The organism is Corynebacterium senegalense (genome assembly GCF_900411315.1).
In the GTDB taxonomy this organism is placed as follows: Bacteria; Actinomycetota; Actinomycetes; order Mycobacteriales; family Mycobacteriaceae; genus Corynebacterium; species Corynebacterium senegalense.
On the sequence record NZ_LS990887.1, the window covers coordinates 2,253,560 to 2,264,124 of the forward strand.

The window sequence follows — 10,565 nt, forward strand, 5'->3', positions numbered from 1 at the left end:
GGCTAGCATGTCCTCTATGAGCAGAAGAGGATTGCTAACGCCCGGAAAGCCCACCCCCGTCCGCACCGTCCCGGAGGACATTGAGCGCCCGGAGTACGCGTGGAAGGAGGACGTGCAGGAAAACATCGGCGAGCCCTTCGTCCAGACCCCGGAGACGATCGAGAGGATGCGCGAGGCGTCCAAGATCGCGGCGAACGCCCTTGCCGTTGCGGGCGCGGCCGTCAAGCCCGGTGTAACCACGGACGAGGTGGACCGCGTCGCGCACGAGTACATGCTCGACCACGGCGCCTACCCCTCCACGCTGGGCTACCGCGGTTACCCGAAGTCGTGCTGCGTCTCGCTCAACGAAATCGTCTGCCACGGCATCCCGGACACGACGGTGATCGAGGAGGGCGACATCGTCAACATCGACGTCACCGCCTACAAGAACGGGGTGCACGGTGACACCAACGCCACCTTCCTCGCCGGGGAGGTAGAGCCGCGCCACCGCGAGCTCGTGGAACGCACCTACCAGGCGATGATGCGGGGCATCAAGGCGGCGAAGCCGGGCCGCGAGATCAACGTCATCGGCCGCGTCATCGAGTCCTACGCCAAGCGCTTCGGCTACAACGTGGTCACGGACTTCACCGGCCACGGCGTCGGCCCCACCTTCCACAACGGCCTGGTGGTGCTGCACTACGACTCCGACGCCTACCGCGACGTCCTCGAGCCGGGCATGACCCTGACTATTGAGCCCATGATCAACCTCGGCGCTCTGCCCTACCGCATCTGGGACGACGACTGGACGGTGCAGAACCTCGACGGCGAGTACACCGCTCAGTTCGAGCACACCATCGTCATCACGGAGACGGGCAACGAGATCCTCACGGTCCCCGACGCCGCAGTTGCCTCCGGCATGCTCATGCTTGGCGACGCCTAACCTGCCGCCACCCCGGGCACGCGAAACGGCCCTCCCGCTCGACGCGGGAGGGCCGTTGAATGCTTGTCAGCTCAGGGAGCTACGCGGGGATCTTAGAACTTGATCCAGCCGTTGTAGGAAGCCCAGTTGAAGCCGGCGATGACCAGGCCGACGAGGGAGCCGATGGTGGCAACGACGGTGCCGTCGACCCAGTAGCGGCCCCACTGCGGGATGTTGTCGATGTCCTTCTCCTTGCCGCCGGCATCGGCAGCGAAGAAGGGCTCATCGGTGTCGTTGAAGTACTGGGAGGAACCCTGGTTGTTGAACAGGCCCTTGGTGCCGTCCTTGATGACGTCGCCGAAGTCCTTGTCGCCGTCCTGCTTGCCGGAGAAGACAGCGGAACCGGAGGTGGTGGTCTCAGCGTTGTTCTCCGCGTCGGAGCTCTGGGCGGAGGCGGTGGCGACGCCACCGAAGGCGATGGTCAGTGCGGTTGCGGAAGCAACGGCTGCGGTGCGGAAGTTGCGCATGGGAATTCCTACTTTCGGGAAAAGGGAGTGGTGATCGGCGGAGGGGCGCAGGTTACGCGGCGAAGGGGCCGTGGACGAAGAAGTTGTAGGCCGGGCCAACGATGAGGCCGACGATGGCGGAGACGCTGGTGAAGATGGTGGTCACGTAGAACAGCTGAGCCCACAGGGGCTGAGCCTCGAAGCCGCCGTTCTCCTTGGAGGAGCCGAAGAGAGCCTGCCCATCGGCACCAGTCTTGACCGTGTTGCCGGCCTCGTCCTTCTCCCAGACCTCGAGGGAGTGGCCGAGGTTGGTGGAGGAGCCGCCCTCACCCTTGGTGTCGGTGACAACCTGGGTCTCGGCGGCGGTGGCGCCGGAAGCGGAGCCGAATGCGAGGGCGACGGCGGTGGCGCCGGCGAGGGCTGCCTTACGGAAATTACGCATGAGACGAAATCCTTCTCTTTGAGTGCTTGCGAGACGTCCGGGCGGGCTTCGGGAAACTCCCCTGGGGGTGTAGACCGATGTCGTGCCGTTTCCGGCGATTTCCCGGTGTCGCGAAGGAACGATAACGGAACCCTTTCGGTTCTTGCACAAAAACCTGGCAATTAAATGCAAAGAAGCTATACTAGCCCGTGAATTTGGCTATTGCCGAGGGCCTGTGCTTCGTTACACCGCGACCGTCTCACGTGGGAAAACGTCGCGCGCGAACGCAATTCAAAGCGTTTATATGTCGCCCCCCGGAAAGGGGGAGAGGCAGGAGGCGTCACACCTCGGGAAATTCCAGGTCGAGCCCCAGGATCGCGTTCTCCGTGACCTCGGCAAGCGCGGGGTGGATCCAGTATTGCGCGCGGGGGAAGGAGCGCAGATCGAGGCCGTAAACCATTACCGTGATCATCTGCTGAATGAGTGTGGAGGCCTGAGGGCCCATGTAGTGCGCGCCGAGGAGCTTGCCCGAAGTCCGGTCCGCGACGAGCTTGACGATGCCCGTCGTGTCCTCGAGCGCCCAGCCGTAGGCCACGTCGCCGTAGTTCTGGATCTTCACGGTCACGTCGTGGCCCGCCTCGCGCGCCTGTTCCTCGGTCAAGCCGACGGTGGCGATCTGCGGGTGGGTGAACACGGCGTAGGGGACGTGCTCGTGCGGCATCGCCACCATGTCGTCGGGGTGGAGGATGTTGTGGCGCACGGCGCGGGTCTCCGCGTTGGCCACGTGCTTGAGCTGGTAGGGGGAGGAGGCGTCACCGAGGGCCCACACGCCGTCGGCGGTGGTGCGCCCGTACTCGTCAACGCGGATCCGTCCGTCCTCGCGCACCTCGATGCCCGCGGCCGGGAGGTTGAGCAGGTCGCCGTTGGGCCGGCGGCCGGTGGCCACGAGGAGGGCCTCCGAGGTCACCCGGGTGCCGTCGTCAAGCGTGAGCGTGACCGAGTGCTCGTCGCCCTCGGCGGAGGTGACCGTGCGCCCGAGGTGGGTCTCGTAGGTCTGCTCGGCGATCTCGTTGAAGTGCCGTGTGAGGTCGGCGTCGAGGGCGCGCAGGAGCGGGGAGCGGTTCACGATGCGCACCTTCGTGCCCAGCGCGTTGAAGATGTGGGCGAACTCCATGGCGATGAACCCGCCGCCGACGACGGTGAGGGACTCCGGCTGGCGCTCCAGGCGCATGATGTCGTCGCTGGTGTGGTGCGGCACCGCCTCCGCCCACTCGGGGACGACGGGACGCGCGCCCGCGGCGACGATGATCGTCTCGCCGGAGATGATCTTCGTCTCCTCGCCCTGGCCCGTCTTGAGCGTCTTGGGGGCCACGAAGGTCGCGTGGCGGTCGTAGACGGTCACGTTGGGCGAGCCCTCGCCGCGGCGGAAGGCCTCGCCGCCCTCGGCGATGAGGTCGATGCGGTTGTGGAAGACGCGCTCGACGATCCCCGGCCAGTCCGCGCCCCGGTACTCGATGTCGAGGTTGAGGCGGTCGGCGTGTTGGGCGCTGAAGGCGAGGTCGGCGGCCTTGACGTACATCTTGGTGGGGATGCAGCCCACGTTCATGCAGGTCCCGCCGAAGCGGTTCTCCTCGATGATGGCTATCGACCAGTCGTCGAAGTCGGGCGTGGGGATCGAGTTGCCGGAACCCGCCCCGATGATGATGAGGTCATAGTGCGCGTCGACGCGGTCTGCAGCGGGCTGCGCCTGAGTCTCAGTCATGAAAGTTTTGTTCTCCTAATATATAAGGTCTAAGCGGAGGTCTTAGTTTCCGGCCGGCAGGGCCTCGAGCCAGGCGTCGGCGGCGTGGAACGCGGCCTCGCGGGGGTGCGGCTCAGAGAGGAACACGTCGTGGAGCGCGCCGTTGATCGTCTCCACCCGCGCGCCCTGCGCCAGGGTCGGGGCCCAGCGGCGGATCTGCTCGACGTCGAGAACCGTGTCCGCGGTGTCTGCGGCGGCCGAGTACGGCTTGTTCAGATACGAGTGCGAGGAACACAGCGTCAGGGTGGGCACGCCGGTATCGACGCCCGAATGGATCTCCTCCTGGCCGCGGAAGATTGCCCGGAGCCAGCCGAGCCGCACGAGGTGGCCGCTGATGGGTTTCATGTCCGTGTCGAACTCCCAGCGCCCGTGGGCGGAGGCGGAGATCGACTCCCCGTAGGTGCCCGTGCCGCTCTTCGGCAGCTTGAGCCCGGGAAAGCGCTTGCCCAGCACCGAGACCGGCCCCCGCAGCGCCCTGACCACCAACGGGGGGAACTGCATGTCGAGCCAGGGGCTGTCCAGGAGGAGCCCGGCGACGGCCGCATGCTCGGCCGGCCGCTCGCGGCGCAGGTGATCCAGCCACAGCGCCGCGATGAGCCCGCCGGTGGAGTGGGCGACGGGGACGACCCGGTGGTGCTTCGCCGCCACCAGCCGCAGCGCCTCGTTCAGCTCGGGGAAGTACTCGGCGAGGTCCGTGGTGTAGTGCCAGTACTCGCCGTCCTGGCGGGAGCGGCCGCAGCGGCGCAGGTCAATGGCGTAAAAGGGGTGGCCCTGGGCGAGGAAATGCTCCGCCACGTGGGCCTGGAAGAAGTAGTCGGACATGCCGTGGATCCACAGCAGCGCGGGCTTGCCCGTGGGCGCGTCGGGCAGCGCCCGGACCAGCGTGGCGTGTTCGGGAGTATCGGGGGTGGTGAGGGTGGCGGCCTCGAAACTCTCGCCGAGGATGTCGGGGCGCCAGGGGAGGGCGTCGAGAAGCGTGCTCGTGCTGTCGTTGTTGCTCATGCCGTAGATGGTAGGCCACAACCGAAAGCGGCCGCGCCCGGGGAAATGAGTGCGCGGTCTATTGTTCTCGCGTCCGCGAAGGGGCGTAGAGTGTAGTGGCAAGTCGATTTGCGGACACCCCTGCCATGCGGGACCCGAAACGGGCCTGCGGCGCGGGTGTCCATCCAAGCGGTCGGCCACAATGGGTATGAAGCACCGAATCCGCACTGACAATCTAAAGCGAAGAGGGTTGAACGGATGTCTGAAGAACAAGGCAATAACTTTAGCGGCGAAGTGGATGTTCTGCTGATTGGTGCAGGCATCATGAGCGCCACCCTGAGCGCCATGCTCCGGGAGCTCGAGCCGGACTGGTCCCAGGCGATCTACGAGCGCCTCGACGGGCCCGCGGAGGAGTCCAGCTACCCGCTGAACAATGCCGGCACCGGCCACTCCGCGCTCTGCGAGCTGAACTACACGCCGGAGAAGAACGGGCGCATCGACGTCTCCAAGGCGATGGCCATCAACGAGAAGTTCCAGCTGGCCCGCCAGTTCTGGTCCCACCAGCTCGAGGCCGGGCTGCTGAGCGACCCGCAGGACTTCATCAACCCCGTCCCGCACGTCTCCTTCGCGCAGGGTGAGGACCAGATCGACTACCTGCGCCGCCGCTACGAGAACCTCTCCGGCAACCACATGTTCCCGAACATGAAGTTCACCCAGGACGAGGCCGAGTTCTCCGAGAAGCTGCCGCTCATGGCGAAGGGCCGCAACTTCGCCGAGGAGCCCGTCGCGATCTCCTGGATCGACGAGGGCACTGACATCAACTACGGCGCGCTGACCACCAAGTTCGTGGAGACCGCCAAGCAGAACGGCACCGTCGTCCGCTACGGCCACGAGGTGATCAACCTCAAGCGCGACGGCGGCAAGTGGAAGGTCACCGTCCGCAACGTCCACACGGGCGACAAGCAGGTTGTCACCGCCCGCTTCGTCTTCGTCGGCGCCGGCGGCTACGCCCTCGACCTGCTGCGCAAGGCGGGCGTGCCCGAGGTCCGCGGCTACGCGGGCTTCCCCATCTCCGGCCTGTGGCTGCGCACCACCAACCAGGAGCTTGTCGCGCAGCACCAGGCGAAGGTCTACGGCAAGGCCAAGGTCGGCGCCCCGCCGATGTCCGTGCCGCACCTCGACCTGCGCGTCATCGACGGCGAGCAGTCCCTGCTCTTCGGCCCCTACGGCGGCTGGAGCCCGAAGTTCCTGAAGAAGGGCTCCTACCTCGACCTGTTCACCTCGATCCGCCCGGACAACATCCCGTCCTACCTCGGCGTGGCCGCGACCAACATCGACCTGGTCAAGTACCTCGTCTCCGAGGTGTTCAAGGACTTCGACGGCCGCCTCGAGGCCCTGCACGAGTACTACCCGGAGGCCGACGGCAAGGACTGGGACATCGTCGTCGCCGGCCAGCGCGTCCAGGTGATCAAGCCCGCCCCGGCCCCGAGCTTCGGCTCCCTCGAGTTCGGCACCGCCCTGGTCAACGACCAGGACGGCTCGATCGCCGGTATCCTCGGCGCCTCCCCGGGCGCCTCCATCACCCCGGCCGCGATGCTCGAGCTCCTGGAGCGCTGCTTCGGTGAGCACATGATCGAGTGGGCCGACAAGCTCCACGACATGTTCCCGACCTACGGCGTCTCCCTGAAGTCCGACGCCGCTGCCTTCCAGAAGCAGTGGGACTGGACCCAGAAGACCCTCGGCCTGGAGGCCTAGAGCCCGCTTGTCGACGCCCCTTCGTCACGTCCCGCAGTACGTGACGAAGGGGTTTTCGTCTCCCTCCGGCCGGGCCATCCACTCCGGCCCGGCCGCCGGGTTGTACGGGTCGGTCACCGCGGCGAGCAGCTCGCGGTAGGGCGCGTAGTCCCCGTCGCGCTCGGCCGTCGTGATGGCGCGCTCGAGCATATGGTTGCGCGGCACGAAGACGGGGCCGCCGCCGTGCTCGCGGTTGAAGGTGGTGATGTCGGCAGCTTCGGCGATACCCTCGGCGCCCTCGAAGTGCCGCGCCCAGTGGTGGTCCCAGCGCTGCTGGACGGTGCCGAGGATCTCCTCGGCCGCGCCCTGGTCCATGACCGGCAGCAGTGCCTCGGCCAGGCGGGTCAGGTTCCAGGCGATGATGGTGGGCTGGTTGCCGAAGGCGTAGCGCCCCGCGACGTCGATGGAGGAGTACTTCGCCGATCCGACGAAGCGCTCGGTGAAGGCGCACGGCCCGTAGTCGATGGTCTCCCCGGACAGCGCTGTGTTGTCGGTGTTCATCACGCCGTGGACGAAGCCGAGGCGCATCCACCGCACGACCAGCTCGAGCTGCCGGTCCATTACCGTGCGCAGCAGCTCCGGCGCATCGCTGAAGCCCGCCGCGCGCACGACCTTGTCCACCAGCTCCGCCGACTGCGTCGCCGCGTACTGCACCGTGCCCACCCGCAGGTGTGAGCGCGCCACCCGCACCACGATGCCGCCGGCCACCGCGCCCTGCTGACGCAGCACCTTCGCGCCGGTGGTCAGCACCGCCAGGGAGCGGGTGGTGGGGACCCCGACGGCGTGCATGAACTCGCTGACCAGGTACTCGCGCAGCATCGGCCCGACCGCGCCCAGCCCGTCCGAGCCCGGGCGGGAGAAGGGGGTGGGTCCGGAGCCCTTGAGCTGGATCTCCCTGCCGTTGAGGTCCCCGAGGAGCAGCGCGCGGCCGTCGCCAAGCAAAGGCACGAACTGGCCGAACTGGTGGCCCGCGTAGGCCGTGGCGTGCCCGCCCGCGGAACCGGCGAGCCAGGCGGTGCCCTCGGCGCTGCGCAGCCACCCGGGGTCGAGCCCGAGCTCGTGCGCCAGCGGCTCGTTGAGCGCCACGATCGCGGGCGCGGGGAAATCCGCGGCGCGGGACTCGGCGCAGAGCTCGGGCAGCGCCTCCGCGAAGGAGTGGTTGAGGTTGGGCTGTGCTGTCGTGCTCATGGGACCACCCTAGACTTGTTGCCTATGACTCATGGGACTTCTGGGACGGTGACGCTCGTTGGAGGCGGTCCGGGCGGCTGGGACCTGCTGACCATCCGGGGGCTGCGCGCGCTCGAGGCCGCGGACGTGATCCTCACCGACCACCTCGGGCCCGCCGACCAGGTCGAGGAATTCCTCGACACCTCGGGCAAGGAGCTTATCGACGTCTCCAAGCTGCCCTACGGCAGGCAGGTCGCCCAGGAGCGCATCAACGGGCTGCTGGTCGAGCACGCCCTGGCCGGGCGCAACGTGGCCCGCCTGAAGGGCGGCGACCCCTACGTCTTCGGCCGCGGCTACGAGGAGTTGCAGGCCTGCGCCGCCGCGGGCCTGACCTGCTCCGTCGTCCCGGGCGTGACCAGCGCCGTCTCCGTCCCCGCGGCCGCCGGGGTGCCGGTGACCCAGCGCGGTGTGACGCACGCCTTCACGGTTGTCTCGGGCCACCTGCCTCCCGGGCACCCGTCCTCGCTTGTGGACTGGCCAGCCCTCGCCCGCGTCGGCGGGACGATCGTGGTCATCATGGGGGTGCGCAACGCCCACGCGATCTGCGGCGAGCTGCTCGCCGCCGGTCTTGGTGGGGGAACGCCGGCGGCTGTGATCCAGGAGGGCGAGACCGCCGCGCAGCGGGCGTTTTTCACCTCGTTGTCCGAGCTGCCCGATGTGATGGAGCGCGAGCGGGTCGCCTCCCCGGCCGTCTACGTCATCGGGGAGGTGGCGGGCCTTGCGCACGCTTGACCAGCTGATCGTCGACACCGCCGGGTTTGAGGCCGAGACCGTCCTGGTCTGCGAGGACGCCACCGGGGACCTGACTCGGGCGGCCGTCGACTCGGGTAAGCGGGTCGTGTTCCTGGACGCCGACTACTCCCGCTGCCAGCGCGCGTCGGCCGCGGGCGCGTCCATCGCGGGGGACGTGCGGCTGGACTCCTTCCTCGCCGGGTCCTCCGGTTCCGCGGTCGCGCTCGGCGAGATGCCGAAGTCCCTGGCCCGGCTCGACTACCTGGCCCGCTCCATCGCGGGCGCCGGCTTCTCCTCCGCGCGCCTGGTGCTCGGGGCGAACAACAAGCACCTCGCGCGCTCCATGAACGCGGTGCTGGGGGAATCGTTCACCGAGGTCTCCGCCTCGCGCGGCCGGGGCAAGTACCGCTGCCTGGTCGCCTCCGGGCCGCGCCCGGTCACCTACGAGCCGGTCCGCGGAGATGGCCTCGTCGCCGTCGGCGGGGTCTTCTCCGGCGCCAGCCCCGACCACGGCGGCGAGCTGCTTCGCTCCGTGCTGCCCGCCGAGCCGGGCCGCCTGTTCGACCTCGGCTGCGGCAACGGATCCGTCTCCCGGGGCATCCGCGGCGCCGTCGCCACCGACTCGTCCGCCGACGCGGTGCTCTCCGCCCGCGCCATCGGACTGGAGGCGACCTGGGACGACGCCGGCTCGCGCTTCGCGCCGGGCAGCTTCGACACCATCGCGCTCAACCCGCCCTTCCACGAGGGCACTACCGTCGACGCCACCCTCGTCGAGGGGCTTCTCGACGCCTCACAGCGCCTCCTCGCCCCCGGCGGCGCCCTGTACATGGTGCACAACTCCCACCTGCGCTACCGCCCCGCGGTGGCCCGGCGCTTCTCCGCGGTCGACGAGGTCGCGCGCAACGCCCGATACACGGTGCTGCGGGCTAGCTGACGCGCCGCGGGCCCTGGTGGCTGGTGATGTACTCGCCCAGGTAGGGCTGCGCGAACGAGACGGCGCCCCAGCCGGACGGCGTGATGAGGTCGCGCTCGATGAGCTTGGCGCGCGTGTCGCTCAGGCTGGTCACCGGCCGGCCCAGAGTTTCCGCGAGGTCGGCGCTGGTCACGTCCTGCCCGCCGAGGCGGGCCATCGCGTCGAGGTACTCCCGCTGGCGGGGTGGGACGTCGCGAAGCGAGGGCTGGTGCACCTGGGTGCCCAAACGCTCGATCGCTTCCCGACGCACCGACTCCACAGCCCCGGCATCGATCACCCCGGTGGCCTGCTCCCACGCCAGGTAGCCGATGAGCTGCACGAGGTAGGGGTAGCCCTGCGTGAAGCGGGCCGCGGCGTCGGCGGCCTCCGGAGTGAACTGTGTGCCGGCCTCGGCGGCTGTGAGGGTGAGGGTTCGGGTGGCGTCGTCAAGCGTGAGCGGGCCGAGCTCGTAGTGGCGGGCGCGGCGCAGAAAGGTCGCGCCGGGAAGATCGAGCAGGCGGTTGACCCCGCGGGTCAGGCCGGCCATCGCCAGGGCGATCTCGGCGTCGTCGCGGACAAGGTCCTGGTAGGCGACCGCGATGCGGCTCAGGTCGTCGGGGTCGGCGTCCTGCACCTCGTCGATGGTGACGAGGACCCCCGTCTCGATCGCCCCGAGCAGCTCCCGCAGCCGGGTGGTCAGCCGCGGCTGCGGCGCTGTTTCGTTGATGTCCGTGCGAATCGAGCCGATACCCGCCACCGAAACCCCGGTCACCTTTCGCTCCGGTTGCGGGTTCACGTCGTGGATCGCCTCCGGGATGGTCGAGTTGGTCAGCGTGTCGGCCATCCCCTCCCGGCCCGAGGCGCGCAGCACGATCCAGCCGCGCTTGCGCGCGATGTCCTCCAGCTCCGTGAGCAGCACCGTCTTGCCGATACCCCTCGACCCCGACACGATGATGCTGCGGTGGGGGTCGCCGGGGCCGTTGTCGAGGGCGCGGCCGAACTCGTCCAGGACGGCCTCGCGGCCGGCCCAGACGCGCGGGCTGGCGCCGAAGGTGGGGCGGAAGGGGTTGTGCATGGGTTTAGTGTAGCGCTGGCGGGGCGTGCGGGTTGATAAATTGATAAATGCGGGTGGTTGATAAATTGATAACAATGTCCCTTATACACCTCTGGCGCCGTCCACGAACCTCCCTGTGCAACGTCCAGCACGGCTCGGAGCACACAGGCAAAACATGCCGACAGACTCCTCTTCAGCG

At 68.4% G+C, this 10,565-nt stretch carries 10 protein-coding genes; 4 read left to right on the forward strand and 6 right to left on the reverse strand.

The window, feature by feature from the left end:
- Nucleotides 1–16: 16 nt before the first annotated feature.
- Nucleotides 17–919, forward strand: coding sequence for a type I methionyl aminopeptidase (gene map / locus DYZ02_RS10920; RefSeq protein ID WP_115686274.1), 903 nt, complete (start codon nucleotides 17–19; stop codon nucleotides 917–919).
- A 92-nt stretch (nucleotides 920–1,011) separates the two neighbouring features.
- Here the strand turns inward: map and DYZ02_RS10925 are convergent, their stop codons facing one another.
- The 4 genes from DYZ02_RS10925 to DYZ02_RS10940 form a co-directional block, all read right to left on the reverse strand.
- The gene (locus DYZ02_RS10925; protein ID WP_115686275.1) at nucleotides 1,012–1,425 is read right to left on the reverse strand and encodes a hypothetical protein; all 414 of its coding nucleotides are present in this window, start codon (nucleotides 1,423–1,425) and stop codon (nucleotides 1,012–1,014) included.
- A gap of 52 nt (nucleotides 1,426–1,477) precedes the next feature.
- Complete coding sequence (locus DYZ02_RS10930; RefSeq protein ID WP_115686276.1) at nucleotides 1,478–1,846, reverse strand: hypothetical protein; 369 nt, start codon at nucleotides 1,844–1,846, stop codon at nucleotides 1,478–1,480.
- Nucleotides 1,847–2,165: 319 nt separating this feature from the next.
- Nucleotides 2,166–3,587 (reverse strand): mycothione reductase, encoded by a 1,422-nt coding sequence (gene mtr, locus DYZ02_RS10935; RefSeq protein WP_115686277.1) that lies wholly within the window; start codon nucleotides 3,585–3,587, stop codon nucleotides 2,166–2,168.
- 42 nt (nucleotides 3,588–3,629) lie between these two features.
- Nucleotides 3,630–4,628: an alpha/beta hydrolase gene (locus DYZ02_RS10940; protein ID WP_115686278.1), complete on the reverse strand. Its 999-nt coding sequence runs from the start codon at nucleotides 4,626–4,628 to the stop codon at nucleotides 3,630–3,632.
- A gap of 237 nt (nucleotides 4,629–4,865) precedes the next feature.
- On the opposite strand from DYZ02_RS10940, the gene mqo reads away from it, so the two are divergent.
- A complete protein-coding gene (gene mqo, locus DYZ02_RS10945; protein ID WP_115686279.1) occupies nucleotides 4,866–6,362 on the forward strand; it encodes a malate dehydrogenase (quinone) in 1,497 nt (498 codons plus the stop codon).
- 24 nt (nucleotides 6,363–6,386) lie between these two features.
- Here mqo and DYZ02_RS10950 read toward each other — a convergent pair whose 3' ends face one another.
- Nucleotides 6,387–7,589 (reverse strand): protein adenylyltransferase SelO family protein, encoded by a 1,203-nt coding sequence (locus DYZ02_RS10950; RefSeq protein WP_115686280.1) that lies wholly within the window; start codon nucleotides 7,587–7,589, stop codon nucleotides 6,387–6,389.
- Between the two features lie 24 nt (nucleotides 7,590–7,613).
- Between DYZ02_RS10950 and cobA the strand changes: the two genes are divergently transcribed.
- Nucleotides 7,614–8,360, forward strand: coding sequence for a uroporphyrinogen-III C-methyltransferase (gene cobA, locus DYZ02_RS10955; protein WP_115686281.1), 747 nt, complete (start codon nucleotides 7,614–7,616; stop codon nucleotides 8,358–8,360).
- The gene (locus DYZ02_RS10960) at nucleotides 8,347–9,294 is read left to right on the forward strand and encodes a class I SAM-dependent methyltransferase (protein WP_115686282.1); all 948 of its coding nucleotides are present in this window, start codon (nucleotides 8,347–8,349) and stop codon (nucleotides 9,292–9,294) included. The genes cobA and DYZ02_RS10960 overlap by 14 nt, the downstream gene beginning before the upstream one ends.
- Here DYZ02_RS10960 and DYZ02_RS10965 read toward each other — a convergent pair.
- A complete protein-coding gene (locus DYZ02_RS10965; RefSeq protein WP_115686283.1) occupies nucleotides 9,287–10,387 on the reverse strand; it encodes an ATP-binding protein in 1,101 nt (366 codons plus the stop codon). The genes DYZ02_RS10960 and DYZ02_RS10965 overlap by 8 nt on opposite strands.
- Between the last annotated feature and the right edge of the window lie 178 nt (nucleotides 10,388–10,565).